Annotated in this window: 20 protein-coding genes and 1 other RNA gene; 16 read left to right on the forward strand and 5 right to left on the reverse strand. The window is 66.3% G+C overall.

What is annotated here, in order from left to right; genetic code table 11:
• Nucleotides 1–84: 84 nt before the first annotated feature.
• The 15 genes from QNI11_RS06960 to QNI11_RS07030 all read left to right on the forward strand — a co-directional run bounded on the left by QNI11_RS06960 (nucleotide 85) and on the right by QNI11_RS07030 (nucleotide 12315).
• Nucleotides 85–1332: an MFS transporter gene (locus tag QNI11_RS06960; protein WP_283982860.1), complete on the forward strand. Its 1248-nt coding sequence runs from the start codon at nucleotides 85–87 to the stop codon at nucleotides 1330–1332.
• Nucleotides 1333–1364: 32 nt separating this feature from the next.
• Entirely contained in the window at nucleotides 1365–2036 is a 672-nt protein-coding gene (locus QNI11_RS06965) for a DNA-3-methyladenine glycosylase I (RefSeq protein WP_283982861.1), read from the forward strand.
• Nucleotides 2037–2124: 88 nt separating this feature from the next.
• The gene (locus QNI11_RS06970) at nucleotides 2125–2865 is read left to right on the forward strand and encodes a carboxylesterase (protein ID WP_283982862.1); all 741 of its coding nucleotides are present in this window, start codon (nucleotides 2125–2127) and stop codon (nucleotides 2863–2865) included.
• Entirely contained in the window at nucleotides 2862–3476 is a 615-nt protein-coding gene (locus tag QNI11_RS06975) for a histidine phosphatase family protein (protein WP_283982863.1), read from the forward strand. The genes QNI11_RS06970 and QNI11_RS06975 overlap by 4 nt, the downstream gene beginning before the upstream one ends.
• Nucleotides 3473–4435: a carboxylesterase gene (locus QNI11_RS06980; RefSeq protein ID WP_283982864.1), complete on the forward strand. Its 963-nt coding sequence runs from the start codon at nucleotides 3473–3475 to the stop codon at nucleotides 4433–4435. Before QNI11_RS06975 ends, QNI11_RS06980 begins: the two co-directional genes overlap by 4 nt.
• Nucleotides 4436–4532: 97 nt before the next feature.
• Nucleotides 4533–4958, forward strand: coding sequence for a VOC family protein (locus QNI11_RS06985; RefSeq protein WP_283982865.1), 426 nt, complete (start codon nucleotides 4533–4535; stop codon nucleotides 4956–4958).
• Between the two features lie 64 nt (nucleotides 4959–5022).
• Complete coding sequence (locus QNI11_RS06990; protein WP_283983487.1) at nucleotides 5023–5634, forward strand: hypothetical protein; 612 nt, start codon at nucleotides 5023–5025, stop codon at nucleotides 5632–5634.
• 99 nt (nucleotides 5635–5733) lie between these two features.
• Entirely contained in the window at nucleotides 5734–6696 is a 963-nt protein-coding gene (locus QNI11_RS06995; RefSeq protein WP_283982866.1) for an ester cyclase, read from the forward strand.
• 466 nt (nucleotides 6697–7162) lie between these two features.
• The gene (locus QNI11_RS07000) at nucleotides 7163–8212 is read left to right on the forward strand and encodes a LysM peptidoglycan-binding domain-containing protein (protein ID WP_283982867.1); all 1050 of its coding nucleotides are present in this window, start codon (nucleotides 7163–7165) and stop codon (nucleotides 8210–8212) included.
• Nucleotides 8212–9237 carry a transporter substrate-binding domain-containing protein gene (locus QNI11_RS07005; RefSeq protein WP_283982868.1) on the forward strand — a complete coding sequence of 342 codons (1026 nt, stop codon included), beginning with the start codon at nucleotides 8212–8214 and terminating at the stop codon, nucleotides 9235–9237. The genes QNI11_RS07000 and QNI11_RS07005 overlap by 1 nt, the downstream gene beginning before the upstream one ends.
• 357 nt (nucleotides 9238–9594) lie before the next feature.
• Nucleotides 9595–10311, forward strand: coding sequence for an alpha/beta fold hydrolase (locus QNI11_RS07010; protein WP_283982869.1), 717 nt, complete (start codon nucleotides 9595–9597; stop codon nucleotides 10309–10311).
• Between the two features lie 73 nt (nucleotides 10312–10384).
• Nucleotides 10385–10782, forward strand: an RNA gene (gene rnpB, locus QNI11_RS07015) — RNase P RNA component class A.
• Nucleotides 10783–10939: 157 nt separating this feature from the next.
• The gene (gene rpmG, locus QNI11_RS07020; RefSeq protein WP_005856346.1) at nucleotides 10940–11107 is read left to right on the forward strand and encodes a 50S ribosomal protein L33; all 168 of its coding nucleotides are present in this window, start codon (nucleotides 10940–10942) and stop codon (nucleotides 11105–11107) included.
• Between the two features lie 267 nt (nucleotides 11108–11374).
• Complete coding sequence (locus QNI11_RS07025) at nucleotides 11375–11722, forward strand: hypothetical protein (protein ID WP_283982870.1); 348 nt, start codon at nucleotides 11375–11377, stop codon at nucleotides 11720–11722.
• Between the two features lie 89 nt (nucleotides 11723–11811).
• Nucleotides 11812–12315, forward strand: coding sequence for a GNAT family N-acetyltransferase (locus QNI11_RS07030; protein ID WP_283982871.1), 504 nt, complete (start codon nucleotides 11812–11814; stop codon nucleotides 12313–12315).
• A gap of 13 nt (nucleotides 12316–12328) precedes the next feature.
• Here the strand turns inward: QNI11_RS07030 and QNI11_RS07035 are convergent, their stop codons facing one another.
• From QNI11_RS07035 to QNI11_RS07050, 4 genes are all read right to left on the reverse strand, one after another.
• Nucleotides 12329–12778 carry a cupin domain-containing protein gene (locus QNI11_RS07035; protein ID WP_283982872.1) on the reverse strand — a complete coding sequence of 150 codons (450 nt, stop codon included), beginning with the start codon at nucleotides 12776–12778 and terminating at the stop codon, nucleotides 12329–12331.
• A gap of 23 nt (nucleotides 12779–12801) precedes the next feature.
• Nucleotides 12802–13281, reverse strand: a complete 480-nt coding sequence (locus QNI11_RS07040) for a VOC family protein (RefSeq protein WP_283982873.1) — start codon at nucleotides 13279–13281, stop codon at nucleotides 12802–12804.
• Nucleotides 13282–13417: 136 nt separating this feature from the next.
• Entirely contained in the window at nucleotides 13418–14161 is a 744-nt protein-coding gene (locus QNI11_RS07045; RefSeq protein ID WP_100927205.1) for a Bax inhibitor-1/YccA family protein, read from the reverse strand.
• A gap of 119 nt (nucleotides 14162–14280) precedes the next feature.
• Nucleotides 14281–14439 carry a hypothetical protein gene (locus tag QNI11_RS07050; RefSeq protein ID WP_283982874.1) on the reverse strand — a complete coding sequence of 53 codons (159 nt, stop codon included), beginning with the start codon at nucleotides 14437–14439 and terminating at the stop codon, nucleotides 14281–14283.
• A 126-nt stretch (nucleotides 14440–14565) separates the two neighbouring features.
• Here QNI11_RS07050 and QNI11_RS07055 point away from each other — a divergent pair, with 126 nt between their 5' ends.
• Nucleotides 14566–15435: a LysR family transcriptional regulator gene (locus QNI11_RS07055; RefSeq protein ID WP_283982875.1), complete on the forward strand. Its 870-nt coding sequence runs from the start codon at nucleotides 14566–14568 to the stop codon at nucleotides 15433–15435.
• 2 nt (nucleotides 15436–15437) lie between these two features.
• On the opposite strand, the gene QNI11_RS07060 is transcribed toward QNI11_RS07055, so the two are convergent.
• Entirely contained in the window at nucleotides 15438–15842 is a 405-nt protein-coding gene (locus QNI11_RS07060; RefSeq protein WP_100927203.1) for a hypothetical protein, read from the reverse strand.

A 15842-nucleotide genomic window follows, 5' to 3' on the forward strand; every position in this document is an offset into this window, starting at 1 on the left:
TGCGGGTTATGTCGTGCGCTCTCCATGCCGCTGGCGGACAGGGCTGTCAACCGCAGACGCGTACCCGAGAAGGATGGACGACGCATGAGTGACAGCAGCACCGAAGTGTACAACCGGTTGACCGGGGCCGACGACGCGCCCGACCGGGAGGGCCGCAACGGTCTGAAACACATGATCAGCCTCAGCATGACGAAGATCGCGGATGGCCTGATCGACCCGAAACTGGTGCTGAGCTGGCTGGCAGGCAGCCTCGGGGTGCCTGCGGCGATCACCGGGGCCTTCGTGCCGATCCGCGAGGCCGGCGCGCTTTTGCCGCAGATCGTCATGGCAGGACGGGTGGAGGCGATGCGCCGCCGCAAGTGGGCCTGGGTGGCTGGATCGGCCGGGCAGGGCGCCATGGCCGCGTTGATCGCCCTGGCGGCGCTTTTCCTCGAAGGTCTGGCCGCGGGCCTCGTGATCGCGGGGGCGCTGGTGGTGCTGGCGGTCAGCCGGGCGCTCTGTTCGGTCAGCTACAAGGATATACTCGGCAAGACGGTCCCCAAGACACGCCGCGGGGCGGTGACAGGCGTTGCGGGATCTGCGGCCTCGCTCGCGGTGCTGGCCTTCGCGGCGCTGCTGATCTTCGGCATCGGGCAGGAGAGGACGCCGGTGGTGATCGCCATCGCGCTGGCCGCCGTGCTGTGGCTGGGGGCCGCGGCGCTGTTCTCCTCGCTGGAGGAGAAGCCGTCAGAGGATGCGGGATCGGGTCCGGCCATCAACCTCGCGCCGCTGAAGGAGGATCCGCAGTTCCGCCGCTTCATCGCGACGCGCGGCGCCTTGACTGTGACCGCACTGGCGCCGCCGTACTTCGTGCTGCTGGGCGGCGGGCAGGGGGCGTTGCAGGGGCTGGGTGCGCTGCTTCTGGCGTCCTCTGCCGCGTCCTTCGTCTCGAGCTATGTCTGGGGGCGGCTGGCAGACCGGTCGTCGCGCTGGGTGCTGGCGCTGTCGGGCTTCGTCGCGGCGGTCTTCATGGCACTGGCAGTGGGTGCCGAGTTCGCCGGGCTGACGGAAACCGTCTGGGTCGTGCCGCTGGTGCTTTTCGGGCTGATGGTCGCCTATCACGGCGTGCGGCAGGGACGGTCGACCTACCTGGTCGACATGGCGCCAAAGGACGCGCGGTCGTCCTATTCCGCACTGGCCAACACGCTGATCGGGACGCTGCTGCTGATCGTCGGCGCATTGGGCGGAGCGCTGGCCGCGCTCGGTCCGCAGGTCGCGCTGGGAGGCTTTGCGCTGCTGTCGCTTTGTGGCGGTATGCTGGCGCTGGGACTTGACGAGGTGGAGCGCACCTGAGTTTCCTGTCCCGGTCGACCGGCGGGGGCATCATGCGCACATTCGAAGAGATCCTTGAAATCGCGGCAGAGCGGAAGGGCGGCCGGGAGGCCGTGCTGGCCGACATGCCGGAGGTGAAGTCCGCAGATGCGCTGGCCGCGATCCCTGACGACCGCTGGCTTGCGCGCATGGCGCAGGGCATCTTCAGTGCCGGGCTGAACTGGAAGGTGGTGGAGAACAAGTGGCCGGGCATCGAGGAGGCCTTCCACCACTTCGACACCGCCCGCGTCGCCCACATGTCGGAGGACTGGTTCGACGAGCTGATCGCCGACACGCGCATCGTCCGCAGCCCGCCGAAGGTACGGGCCATCCAGCAGAACGCGGTGATGATCCGCGAGATTGCCGAAAAGCACGGCTCTTTCGGGCGCTTCGTGGGGGACTGGCCGACGGAGGATTTCGCCGGCCTCCTGCAGTGGCTGCAGAAGGAAGGATCACGGCTGGGTGGATCAGGCGGCGCCTACATGCTGCGGATGATGGGGCGCGACAGCTATATCCTGTCGGGGTCGGTCGTGGCGCGGCTGAGTGCCGAGGGTGTGGTCGACAAGGCGTCCTCTTCGAAGAAGGCCTGGGCTGCCGTGCAGGAGGCCTTCAACACCTGGCGGCAGGAAAGCGGTCAAAGCCTGACCGCGATCTCGCGCGTGCTGGCGCAAAGCATCGACGGCTGACACGCACACCGCGTTGCACGCAGCGAGAGACGGGCTTGGCTCTAGCGGCGGGATCGCTAGAGTTCGCGGCAACGCAAAGGAGGCAGTTTTGGCAGAGATTTCCCACGTCACGGGGCCGCGCGGCGACACGCTGGCCTATGCAAAGACCGAAGGCAAAGGGCCCTGCATCGTGTTCCTGTCTGGCTACCGTTCGGACATGGAAGGCACGAAGGCCGTGCATCTCGAAGCCTGGGCACAGGCGCAGGGGCGGGCGTTCCTGCGGCTGGACTACGCCGGCCACGGAGCCTCCGGCGGCGTGTTCGAGGACGGCTGCATCGGTGACTGGGCCGCGGACGCCGAAGCGGTGATCCGGCACGCGGCGCCGGGGCCGGTGCTGCTGGTGGGGTCGTCGATGGGGGGCTGGATCGGGTGCCTGCTGACCCGGAGCCTGCCGGAGGTCACAGGCTTCGTCGGCATCGCCGCAGCCCCGGATTTCACCGAGGACGGCTTCTGGGCGGGCTTCTCCGAGGACGAGCGGCGGCAGGTGATGGAGGAGGGGCAGCTGCTGATGCCTTCCGCCTACGAGGACCCTTACGTCGTCACGAAAAAGCTGATCGAGGACGGGCGCCGCAACCTCGTCCTGCGCGCGCCGCTGCCGATGCCCTGGCCCGTGCGGCTGCTGCAGGGGACGGAGGACGAGGCGGTCTCGCGCCAGACGGCGCTGTCGCTGCTCGACCACATCGAGGCCGAGGACCTCCGCCTGACGTTTGTGAAGGGTGCCGACCACCGGTTTTCCACGCCCGAGTGCCTCGCCATGATCGAGGCCGCCATTGCCGAGATCGCCGGTTGAGACGGCTCTATTACATCACCCACGCCGATGTGGTGATCGACCCGGACGTCCCGGTGCCGGACTGGGGCCTGTCCGAGCGCGGCAAAGCCCGTCACGTGGCCTTTGCCCGCCGCTGTCCGCCGGTGGCGTCGGTCTTCTGTTCGATGGAACGCAAGGCCCGCGAAGGCGCGGCGATTCTGGCTGAGGCGCAGGGGATCGTGCCCCGCGAGGTGCTGAGCCTGGCGGAGAACGACCGGTCCGCCACCGGCTACCTTCCCGGACCGGAGTTCGAGGCGATGGCGGACGCCTTCTTTGCCAACCCGCGAGACAGCGTTCGCGGCTGGGAACGGGCTATCGACGCGCAGTACCGCGTGGTGGCGACCCTGAAGCGGCTGGTGGCCGAAGCGCCGGAGGGCGACATCGCCGTGGTGGCCCACGGCGGCATCGGCGCGCTGTTCCGTGCTCACCTCACGGGGGCAGGGATAGACCGCTCCCACGACCAGCCGCGCGGCGCCGGGGGTCATCTGCTGGTCGTCGGTATGTCGGAGCAGGGGGAGGCGGATGACGGCGCGTGGCGCCTGCTCCGGGACTGGACCGCCATCGACAACTTCGCGGCGGAGGCCGGGGCATGATCTGGGGCCTGCTGGCGGTTGCGGCGGCAATGGGGCTCTGGCTCGCAATGCGACCGCCGCGCTTGCCGGATACCGCGTTCGATTCGGTTCTGCTGGAGGGCGGCGTCGACGCCTATCTCGAGACAGCGGAGGCGCGATTCACGGACATCCGCGAGGGCCTGCAGAAACAGGTGGTCTGGGCGGGCGCGCCCGGGGAGAAGACCGACTGGGTTGTCGTCTACATCCACGGCTTCTCCGCCTCGCTGGGAGAGATCCGCCCGGTGCCGGAACGGGTCGCGGAAGGGCTGGGCGCGAACCTCGTCCTGACCCGCCTTCAGGGCCACGGGCGAAGCGGCGCCGCCATGGGCGAGGCGACGTTCGCGGGATGGATGGAAGACGTGTCGGAGGCGCTGGCCATCGCGCAGGCGGTGGGGCGGCGGACGCTGGTGATCTCCACCTCCACCGGCAGCACGCTGACGGCGCTGACGCTCTACGGGCGTGCGGCGGAGGGTGTGGCCGGCACGATCTTCGTCGCGCCGAATTTCAGACTGCGCAACAGGAAGACCGGGCTGGTGACATGGCCGGGCGCGCGGCTTTGGCTGCCGTTGCTGATCGGGCGGGAGCGGGGATTCACCCCGGCGAACGCGGCGCATGGGCACTTCTGGACCAGCCGCTATCCGTCCGTGGCGCTTCTTCCAATGGGCAAGGCCGTCCGGGCGCTGGCGGCGCGAGACCCGGGTCTGCTGAAGACCCCCGCGCTTTTTGTCTTCGACGACCGGGACGCGCTGGTCGACCATGCGCGCACGCGGGAAATGGCGGCGCTCTGGGGCGGGCCGGCAGAGATATTTGCGGTCGAGACCGGACCCGACGACGACCACGGACACCATGTCATCGCGGGCGACACGCTGTCGCCCGGCATGACCGCGCCCGTGGCCGCGAAAATGATCTCCTGGGCGAAGGGTCTGGACCGGGCCTCCTGACGCAATCTGTCAGGGCGCGTGGGCTAGTGTTTGGCCATGACCGGAGGGATGCGGCGCAAAGCCCCGCCCTACGAACCAACAGTGAAGGAGGACAATAATGGAGCAGCGCATCAGTCTGGTGACCCTCGGGTGCCGGGACATGGAGCGGTTGACGGCGTTTTACGAGACGCTGGGCTGGCAGCGGGCGGAGAGCCCGGAGGGGATCGTGGTCTTCGACCTGATCGGCCAGTCCATCGGCCTCTATCCTCTGGCGGACCTGGCGCGGGACATGGGCGTGCCGGAAGAGCGGCTTGGACACGGCGCGGCGACCTATGCCTACAATGTGCGGGATAAAGGCGAGGTGGCGGAGGTCATCGACGCGGCTCGCGCCGCCGGGGCAGAGATCCTGAAGGAGGCGCATGACGTGTTCTGGGGCGGTCACATCGGCTATTTCGCCGACCCCGAAGGCCATGTCTGGGAAGTGGCCTGGAACCCCGGCGCGCCGCTTCGGTCGGACGGGGCCTTCCGCTGGGCAGGCTATTGAAACCGCTGGCGTTTGGTGCGGATAAATGCGGGCGGGACGGTGCCGAATGAGGCGCCCCCGCAGCATGTGGTCGCTGGAAACGCTGGGCCGTGAACGCCTGTCGGCACATTTCTGGATGCGAGAGTTCCTCTATTCCGAGATCGGCAACTTTCACGCCGTTCCGAACATCCCCGACGATCCGGACCTCGCTCTCGAACGGGGCCGGGCCTTTGCCACCGCCCTGCTCGATCCGCTGGAAGAGACCTTCGGGCGGGTCTTCGTGCGGTCCGGCTTCCGGTCAGCTGAACTGAACGGTTTCGGAAACGCCAATCGCCTGAACTGCGCGCGCAACGACAACCCGCTGGAATGCCACATCTGGGACCAGCGGGATGTTGCGGTGGCGGGGGCCTCCGTCGTGATCCCGTGGTTCGCGCGGCGCTATGAGACCGGGCGCGACTGGCGGGATCTGGCGTGGTGGCTGCACGACCATCTGCCCTACTCGGAGATATGGTTCTTTCCCAAGCTCTGCGCCTTCAACCTCGTATGGCGGCCGGAGCCGATCCGGCGGATCGACAGCTATATCGCCCCGAAGGGGAGCCTCCTGAAGGCGGGGGCAGAGCCGGAGGAGGACGCCACGGCACGGGCCGCGCGGTATGCCGATTTCCCGCCGTTCCGGGGCATCGCGCTGCCGGACTGAGGCGCGGCGGGGTGGCTATTCCGGAAGACGATTAACCCGACATTCAGAGCTAATCTGCGAGACCTGTCCGTTGACGGGCCATGCAGAGGGACCTTCGCCATGATGGGATTCGACAGCCGGTTCCGTGACTTTCCCGATTACCTGCGCGCTGCGGGCCGGGAAATCTGGGAAGGGCGCACGCTCGGCGACGGGCTTGCGGCGTTCTATCATCCCGCGATCATCCGCCGCGATGCGCGCGGCGTCCTGCAGGGGACGGATGCGCTCAGGGCCTCCGGCCTGGCCGAGTTCTATGCCCTGCCGGACCGCCGCCTGCTGACGGAAGACGTGATCTGGAGCGGGTCCGAGAAGCGCGGGATGCTTGGCTCGAAGCGGATGGTCGCGGTGGGCAGGCACATCGGCGACGGACCGTGGGGTCCTGCCAGCGGGGCGCGGCTGCGGTATCGCGTCATGGCGGATCACTTCGCGAAGGCCGGGCGGATCAGCGACGAATGGCAGGTGGTCGATACCGCGGCGCTGCTGGCGCAGACCGGGCAGGACGTGAAGACATGGGCGCGCGCACGGCTGGACGGCCCCGACACCGAAGAGCCGGTCTTCTGCCCGGAGGTCGATGTCCAGGGGCCCTACACCGGACGCGGCAACGACGACAGCTGGGGGCTGGCGCTGGAGATGGTGGTGGGGCGGCTGATGACCGGGCACCTGTCCGTGGTTCCCGACCAGTACGATCCCGCCTGTTCCCTGGCCTATCCCGGCGGAGAGGTGCGCCACGGCCACGCCGCGGCGGAGCGGTTCTGGCTGGGGCTGCGGCAGTCGTTTCCCTCTGCCAGTTTCGCGGTGCATCACCGGATCGGGCAGGAGACGCCGATGCTCCCCCCGCGCGCCGCCCTGCGCTGGTCGCTGACCGGACGGCACGACGGCTGGGGCGCATTCGGTCGGCCGACCGGGGCGGCTGTGCACGTCTTGGGCATCAGCCACGCGGAATTCGGTCCGGACGGATTGCGCCGCGAATGGACGCTTTACGACAGCGCGGCAGTCTGGATGCAGATACTGGCGTCGGACGGTTGAGGGGGGAAGGGTGATTTCGGTGGGACGTCTTGCAGTTCAGAGTGGGATGGCCGGCGCGTTTCCTGTTTGTCTGGCTGTTCCGCGAGTATGTTCCGCATCTCGGTAAAGTTGTTTCAATTCCAGGCTGAATCGTCCTTGGAGTGTGCGATGGGCCCCGCGACCAAACGCGTACGCCGATCCGATGCCAGACCTATGCGCCAGACCATGGCTGCGATGCCCTCCCGTCAGAGGCCGATTGATTCTGTGGATAAGCGCAAAACGCAGCAGGAGCACGGATTGATGACGCTGAGGAAGTCTTTGATAGATATGGGCAACGCCACATTCCATAGATGAATAGTTGACCGAAACCACTACATGCGCGCATTTTTTGACCCAGCAACAGTTGGGGACGGTTGAAATGGTCAGGTGTGCAGGTGTGTGGGCGGCGGTGGCCGTGCTTTCGGGAACGGCATTCGGCGGGACGGCCATGGCGCAGGAAACATGCGGCGGTCTCTACACTGTGCAGCGCGGCGACTCGCTGTCGCTGATTGCCGACCGGCTTTACAAGGACGTGGGCCAGTGGAGCGCGATCTACCGCACCAACATGGAGATCATCGCCAGCCCGGATGCGATCCGCGTCGGCCAGACCTACCGGATGCCCTGCATCAACGGCCTGCCCGCTGGGCTCGAAGGCGGCACGCCCGTCCTGCGGACCGCCATGTCCGATCCGCAACCTGTCCGCTCCGCCGAAGAGGTGCAAGCCCAACGCCAGCGCAGCGCCGACGAAAGCCGCAAGGGCGTTGACGTCAGGCTGCTCGCCGGGGACGACTTCAAGCCCTTCACCAACCGACTGCAGATGTCGTCCGGCATGATCACGGATATCGTCAACCGCGCCTTCGTCGCCAACGACGACACCGGCGCGCACAGGTTCTACTGGGTCAACGACCGCTCCGTGCACCTCGACCCGATGCTGTCCGAGGGGATGGTCGATCTGACCTTTCCCTGGCGCAAGCCGGACTGCGGCGACGCGACCTCCGCCCTCTGCACCGACTATGTCTATTCCGAACCGATGTTCGAGATGCTGGTCGTGCTGTTCACCGCCAAGGGGGCGGGCGTGACCTACCAGCAGGAGGCCAATCTTGAAGGCCTGCGGGTCTGCGCGCCGCTGGGGCATGCCGGTGCATCGCGGCAGGGGCAGAGTGCGGGCTACCTCGCCCGCGTCGGCGCCCGCCTGCAGCAGCCCGCGAGTGCCGAGAATTGCTTCATGCGGCTGGTGTCCGGCTCTGCCGATGCGGTGGCGATGAACGAATTCACCGGCCGCGTGGTGCTGAAGGACATGGGGCTGGGCGACGCGGTTGAGTTGCAACTGTCGCGCCCGCTGGCCATCGAGGGGCTGCACGTGGTCGCCCACCGCTCCAATCCGCGGGCCGAGGCGCTGATCGCCGCCTTCAACGACGGGCTCGCCACGATGCGAGACAGCGGCGAATACCTGACGGTCATCGACAAGCACATGTCGTCGATCTGGGCGGGGCTCTGATGTTCCTTCTCAGGAGCACCGCCGCGCTGGCCCTGAGCACCTGCGCCGCCGCCGCTCAGACCTGCGCGCCGGAGGACTACACGGTGAAGACCGGCGACACGGTCTTTACCATCGCCGAGACGCGGTATGGCGATCCGGAGAAGTGGACGCTGATCTACTATGCCAACGAGGCGGCGCTGCAGGCTTCGGTCTTCCAGGTGGCGCCCGGCGACGTGCTGCAGCTGCCCTGCGCGCCGGGGACGGAGGCCGCCGATGCCACGCCGCTGCGCCGGGACGATGCGGAGCTGAAGCTGCTGACCGGCGGCAACTTTGCTCCCTTCACCGATCAGGACTGGCCGGGGCAGGGCATGATCACCGAGATCGTCAATGCCGCGATGGAGGCGACGCCTGCCCCCGTGACATATTCGATCACTTGGGAGGACGACTGGTCCGAACATCTCTTTCCCGATCTGGCGGAAAAGACGTTCGACATGGGCTTCCCATGGTACAAGCCCGACTGCGCGGCCACGCCCGGCAACGAGCGCTGCGCGAACTTCCATTTCTCCGACCCGCTGGTGGAGATCCTCGTGCTGCTCTTCGTGCGCGAGGGGGACGGCTTCACCTATGAGAGCGACGCGGACATCGTGGGCAAGCGGCTCTGCCGGCCGAAGGGCTATTTCACTCACGACCTCGACCGTCCGGGGCGGGAGTGGGTCACGAAGGGGCTGATCGATCTCGTGCAGGCCGACAGTCCGCAGGCCTGTTTCCAGTTGCTGATGGATGGCGACGTAGATGCGGTGACGGTCAACGTCTTCCTCGGCGCGCAGACCATCGAGGAGATGGGCCTGAGGGGCCGCGCCGTGCCGCTGGACAAGCCGCTGGCCACCGAAGGCTTGCATGTCATCATTTCGAAGACGCACTGGCGCGGGACGACCTTCCTCTATCGCTTCAACGCGGGGCTGGCGGCGCTGAAGGACAGCGACCGCTACAGCCAGATCGTGTCGAGGCACCTCGGGGTCTTCTGGGACCAGATCAAGACGCAGTGAAACGGGGTCCTTGCCCGAAGGGAGCGACAGACGCCTGATTTGGACCCAGCCCCCGCGGTCGTGCGTATGTGTGCGCGTCCGGGAAGCCGTGTTCTGGCGCGTGTCAGGGCAGAGGCAAGGCCGGTCGCAGGGGGCGCTTTTCGTGCGCTGGAGGATGATAGGGTTCGCAAGGCGCATCTGCCTCGCTCCCGGCACCGGATTACGACCGGCGACGTCGGCGATTGCCCGCCCGCGCCGGCCCCGGACCCCCTCTTTTCCCTGCTGCCGTGTCTGATAGGGTCGCCGCCGCAGGGATCGGCTTCGTATGGGGTGCAAGCGTGACGACAACAGGCGGCGGGCAGGGGTGCAGGGACGCACATGCGTGAGGCCATTGTCTTCCTGCCGGATATCCTGTGCGACGCCCGCCTGTTCGGACCGCAGCTTGCGGATCTGTCGCGCAGCCGCGCAGTCATGGCGGCGCCGCTGACGGAGGGCGAGCGGGTCGAGGAGATCGCCTCGGCGCTGCTCGACGTGCTTCCGAAGCGGTGCGCGCTGGCGGGGCAGGGGCTGGGCGGCATCGTCGCGATCGAGATCGTCCGCAGGGCGCCGGACCGCGTGTCGCGCCTGTGCCTCATGGACACCACGCCGCTGGCCGACACGCCGCAGCAGGCGGCCGAGCGGGACCCTCTGATCGTCCGCGCGCGGGCCCGCACCGGCAAGGTCGAGACGGTCTTTGCGGAGGCGCTGCGCCTGTCGGAGCTTGCCCCCGGACCGTGGCGTGGCGAGATATCGGCATTGCTGAAGGAAATGGCCACGGGCCTCGGCGTGGAGGTCATGACGCGCCAGATCCGTGCGCTCCAGCGCCGCCGCGACCAGCAAGGCACGCTGCGCCGCATCGCCGTGCCGACCATGGTCATGTGCGGCGCCGCCAACCGTCAGTTGCCGGTCAAACGGCATGAATTCATGGCGGAACTGATCCGCGGCGCCACATTGCGGGTGATCGAGGGGGCCGCCCACATGGCGGTGCTGGAACAGCCTGACGCCGTGGCCGATGCCCTGTCAGAGTGGCTGTCCATGCCGCTGGTCCTGCGCTGAGAGTAGACCGACAGTCACGGGCGGCCACGGGCGGGATTGCCAAGCCCCGCCGCCCCGCCTATGTCGGTCGCGCGTGGAGGGCCGGACGGCCGCCTTGGGGCAACCCAGGGAGGAAAGTCCGGACTCGCCAAAGCGCCGGTGCCGGGTAACGCCCGGGCAGGGCAACCTGACGGAAAGCGCCACAGAAAACAGACCGCCTGCCGCCCGTCGGCAGGTAAGGGTGAAACGGTGGGGTAAGAGCCCACCGGGGGGATGGCAACATCGCCCGCTTGGCAAGCCCCACCGGGAGCAATGCCGTGTAGGGACCTCGCGTCCGGCTGATCCCGCTTGCGGGATATCGGGACAGGGCGGCTTTGGCCCGAGAGGTCCGGGTTGGCAGCTAGAGCCGCGCGGCAACGTGCGGCCCAGAGGAATGGTCGTCTGAGGGGGCAACCCCGACAACAGAATCCGGCTTACAGGCCCTCCACGCACCACCGGCCTGCGCGCCGGGACAGGCCGCCGGCCGCCTGCCGGACAACGCCCGCAGACAAACTGTCACGAGACGGTTGACTCGGGCCGCGCAGTAAGTAAAAGGCGGGCTTCATACGAATTTCACGCGCGGCGCCCCGCGTGTTGCAGGAGACGACCAATGGCGAAGCCGACCACGATCAAGATCCGCCTGAACTCGACCGCAGGCACCGGCCACTTCTACGTGACCAAGAAGAACGCGCGTACCATGACCGAGAAGATGACCATCCGGAAGTTCGACCCGGTTGCGCGCAAGCACGTCGAATACAAGGAAGGCAAGATCAAGTAATCCTGCCCCTTTCCGGTACGACCCACAAAGGCCGCGACGGTGTATCCGCGCGGCTTTTTTCGTGTCTTTGATGCATTTTTCTGCAACAGCGAAATGGTCTTGACCGGTTCGGTCTACCGTTGCATACTGTTAACATATTGATTTCACGTCATAACGGGCTTTCCCATTCTGCATTGGTCCTCCGCTGCGCGTTCTGTCATGCTGCAATGCAGAATTTTGGCGCCTGGCAACCGGCCTGGCGCTTCGCAGAAAACTGGAGAAATCGATATGTTCCGCACGCTTGCACTCACCGCCCTTGTTTCCCTTCCCGTCGCCGCCGCAGCCGAGACCGTCACCCTCGACACGCCGATGGCCGGTGCCACGCTGCACCAGTCCACGACCGACATGTCCGTCTACTGGACCAAGGCAGGCGAGAGCTTCGAGGTCGTCGGCTACTACGCCGCGCGCAACGATGCGGACGATCAGGGCCGCATCATCATGGCGCTTGCTGACGGCGACTCTGTCACCTTCGGCCTGCCGGGTCATGTCGGGCAGCTCTACAGCTTTACCCGCGAGGGCGACGCGCTGACCGTGTCCACCCGCAACACCATGGTTCAGGAGCTGGCCCTGAACTGAATCGATCCGGCCGGCGCCCCACGAGGGCGCCGGTTGTGATTTGCCAGGCCGGCCGGATCCCGGAATACTCCGTCACCGGAGGCACGGATTTGGCCGAGCAGATCACCATACGCCCAGCGACACGGCAGGACATCTCCCGGCTGGACGACCTCTATCGCCGCAGCTACGCGCGGCTCTTGGCGGTAGACTATCCCCCCTCGACACTTGTCTTTGCCTTGCCCGCCATCGCGCGCGCACAGCCGGAGCTTATCGCCTCCGGCCTGTACTTCGTCGCGGAAAGCGGAACGTCCCTGCTGGGGGCTGGCGGCTGGTCGCAGGCCATGCCCGGTGGGGCGGGGCGTGTGCCGGGCGTGGGATACGTCCGTCACCTCGCCACCGACCCTGACGCCGTCCGCAGGGGAATCGGCACGCGGCTCATGACACACGTCATCCGCGACGCGCGGGGCGCGGGCATCCGCGTGCTGCACTGCAAGAGCACCCTGACCGCCACGCCATTCTACAAGTCGCTCGGCTTCCGCAGCATCGGCGACAGCGCCATGACCTTCGGCGGCGGCGTGGCGTTTCCGGTCACCCTGCTGTCGCTGCCCTTGTGATCCGCCGGATCTGTCAGAACGGATTTTCGGACGGGTTGCCGTCCAGGTCGGTCCAGCGCGTCTGGCCCCCGTCGAATTGCTTGGCGCGCCCCGCGTCGGTGTAGGTCACCGTGTCGCGCATGGCACGGGTGCCCACGACGAGGTAGCGGGCAGGGGCGTCGCTGCGGTTGTCCAGCCGGTGACCAACCGGCACGCCCGCCTTGAACGTCGCCGTATCGCCTGCCCGGAGCGTCGCTTCGCTGTCGCCCTCGACCAGCACGACCTCGCCCTCCAGCATGTGGACCAATTCGTCCTCGTCGGTATGCCAGTGCGTGTTAGAGGACCTTGCACCGGGATACAGCGTCTCGATCACCGCGCCGAACTGCGTCAGGCCGCCGGTGTCGGACAGCTTCACGATATCCGCGCGACCGCAGGGACCGTCGCTCTGCTCCGTCACAAGATCGTCTGTCGTCCACTTCGGCACCTGGGCCTCCAGTCTTCAATCCGTCAGCCGCGCCGGGCGGCTTCGATGGCCGCGACGTCGATCTTGTGCATCGTCATCATCGCCTTGAACGCGCGCTTCGCTTCGTCGCCGCCGGCTGCCAGCGCCTCCGTCAGCACGCGCGGGGTGATCTGCCAGTTCACGCCCCATTGGTCCTTGCACCAGCCGCAGGCGCTTTCCTGACCGCCGTTTCCGACGATAGCGTCCCAGTAGCGGTCTGTCTCTTCCTGCGTGTTCGTGGCCACCTGGAAGGAGAAGGACTCCGTCTGCGGAAAGACCGGGCCGCCGTTCAGCCCGATGCAGGGAAGGCCCAGCACGGTGAAACCGACGACCAGCACGTCGCCTTCCTTGCCGCCGGGAAAGTCGGCTGGCGCGCGGCTGACAGAGGTGACCTCGCTGTCGGGGAAGGTCTGCGCGTAGAAGTTGGCGGCGCCTTCCGCGTCGTTGTCGTACCAGAGGCAGACGGTGTTCTTCGCAATTGTCATCTGGAATGCTCCCGGCGATGATATTTAGTTGATGTCAACATAAGTGTCGCGCGATGTGCAACGGGAAGATGGGCCGGGCAACGAAAAAGGGCCGGTCGCTGGACCGGCCCTTCGTTCAATTCAGTGGATCTTGCGATCAGTCGTCGCCGCCCATGAAGAGATACATGATCGAGCGGAACATCGCGATGAACGAGATGTAGAGCTGCAGCGCGCCGATGATCGCGGCTTTCTCGAGGAACAGCTGTGCCTCCGGGCCGCCGTGGGTGCGCGCCTCGAGGTAGGTGTTCTTGATCTCCTGCGTCGAGGTTGCGGTCAGGACCGCGAACAAGCCGAGGATTGCCACGTTCATCCACCAGAAGGCGTTGCCGCCCATACCACCAAACAGCATGCTGATCAGCGCGAAGGCGACGAGGCCCCACACCATCATCACGGCGACCTGGTGGATCGGGCCAAGGTTGCGCTTCGTCAGGTAGCCGGTCAGCGACAGGCCGAGGAACGCGACAGCGGTATAGGCGAGGCCGGTGATGACCTGCATCATGTCGAACATGATGAAGATCGTGGCCAGCGACACACCGGTCAGGGCCGCGTAGGCCCAGAAGAGAGCGTTCAGCGCGACGACGGACAGCTTGTGGAACGCGAAGGACGCGATCAACACGAAGGCCAGCGGGCCGAAGATCACGACCCAGACCACCGGCGAGACCAGCAGAACCTGCTGAAGGGCCGGGCTGGATGCCACGAGGTAAGCCAGCGCGAACGTCATCAGCAGCGCGCCGGACATCAGCGCGTAAACCTTGTTCATATGAGCGCGCAGCCCCTCGTCAATCTGGGCGCTGCGGGCACCGGATACGCCCCGTGCCCCGATCGTTTGATATTCAGCCATCAATGCCTCCGTTTGCGTACATATCGCCCCGACACGCTATTCGGGGAACATGGCAGAGATATTGGCAGAGAGGCATGAATATTCAAGCTTTCGAGAGGTCTTGGGACATAACATACGCGTCAGATGCGCCAAAAAGGCGGTGCATTCCACCGGACGGGTTGTTCGTACCCTTCGTAGCGGTTCACTTCACGCAGGTCGGTGGCGTTCAGGCGGGTCCGGCCGCGGCCTTCGGCACGGGGCAGAAGCGCACGAAAATATCGTTCGGCGGCATGATACATGGCGTCGTCTTTCAGAAGTTGTGATGTGTTCGGGTGTGTCGATAATTTTCTGTTGATGAATTTGGCACAGTCTGCTTGATATTCGAAGTGAATGTTTTTGCTTCCTCCCATCACGGAGCGTAATGGATGAGAAATCTCGACATCACCGTTCTGAGGTCCTTCGTCGCCGTCGCAGAGGCCGGCGGCGTGACGCGCGCCGCTGGTTTCCTGAACCTGACGCAATCGGCCGTGTCGATGCAGCTCAAACGGCTGGAGGAGATGCTGGGCCTCCGGCTGCTGGAACGCAGCGGGCGCGGTGTCAGCCTGACCCCGGCGGGCGCGCAGCTTCTGTCCTACGCGCAGCGCATGGTGGAGATGAACGACGAGATCTACACCCGCCTGACCTGCCAGAGCTGGGAGGGAGAGATCGTCCTGGGCGTGCCGCACGACATCGTCTACCCGGTGATTCCGCAGGTCCTGCAACGGATGGGGCGCACGCATCCCTGCGTGAAGGTCCAGCTTCTCAGCAGCTTCACCAGGGAACTGAAGGCAAAGTTCGCCCGTGGCGAGGCGGATGTCATCATGACGACCGAGGCCGGCGTGGACCAGGGCGGCGAGACTCTGATGGAAGTGCCGCTGCGCTGGATCGGGGCTCCGGACGGGCAGGCCTACAAGTCACGTCCGTTGCGCGTGGCCTTCTGCCGGTCCTGCGGGTTCCGGGAATTCGCGCTCGCGCGGCTCGATGCGGAGAATGTCTCGTGGGAGCTGGCGGTGGATTCGGACAGCGACATGACGGTGGATGCGACGATCAGCGCCGACCTCGCGGTGACCGCGCGGTTGCAGGGCCATGCGCCGACCTACGTGAAATATCTCGAAGATGGGTTGTTGCCCGACCTCGGCACGCAGAACATAAATCTCTATGCCGGGAACGGCAAGACCGCGATCACCGAGGTGATGGTCGACTATATCCGGCAGGGCATGATGGCCGTGCGCGGGCTGTCCCGCGACGCCGCCTGATCTCAGACGCCGACGTCGGGACCGTAGCACATCATCGGTTCGTCGTTCTGGCGCGCCTCGTAGAGGACGGTGGAGGACGGATCGTTCTCGAATACCGCGCGCAGCTTGCTGCCCTCGCGGAAGAAGGTCCAGCATTGCGGGTCGGGGCTGTCCTCGTAGACGAAACAGATCTGCGAGCCCTCGGCCTCGTACCAGTAGCCTTCCTTGCATTTGCCATCGAGGAAGGACCAGCGCACGCGGCGGTTGGGCAGGTATTCCTCGACCCCGTAGGCATCGCCCGAGAGGCCGTAGTACAGCGTTTTGCCGTCCACGTAGCTTTCGAAGGCATTGGCCGACAGCGGCTCGGCGGCGAATGCGGGGGCAGCGGAGAGGGCAAGCGCCAGCGCGCCGGACAGGATCTGTTTCAT

The sequence above is a fragment of the Sagittula sp. MA-2 genome (genome assembly GCF_030126985.1).
Classification (GTDB): domain Bacteria; phylum Pseudomonadota; class Alphaproteobacteria; order Rhodobacterales; family Rhodobacteraceae; genus Sagittula.